At 55.1% G+C, this 205-nt stretch carries 1 protein-coding gene; it reads right to left on the bottom strand.

Going from position 1 to position 205, the window contains the following annotated elements; all coding sequences use genetic code 11:
* Positions 1-205: hypothetical protein (locus tag AC2FC2_RS27105; RefSeq protein WP_490660223.1), on the bottom strand; the 205-nt coding region annotated here is incomplete at both ends.

Genomic DNA, 205 nt, shown 5'->3' with positions numbered 1-205 from the left:
CATTACCCATGCTATGGTAGGCGGCTGGCCGCGTCGGGACTCAGACCAGCAATAGTCCAACTCACGCAGCGCACCTGCACCGGACGTCGCCCTTAGCAACAGATTCACGTTATCAACCGGATGGTCATTGCGACCGACCAGCTTGTAAGCGAATGCCAGGAAATAACCAATCCATGACTGGTACGGTAGCCACAAATCAGTCGCA

This window comes from Serratia sp. CoH_122_TC_1, from assembly GCF_058191755.1.
The sequence above is the reverse complement of the archived record's forward strand: the minus strand, read 5'-3'. Positions and strand labels throughout refer to the sequence as shown.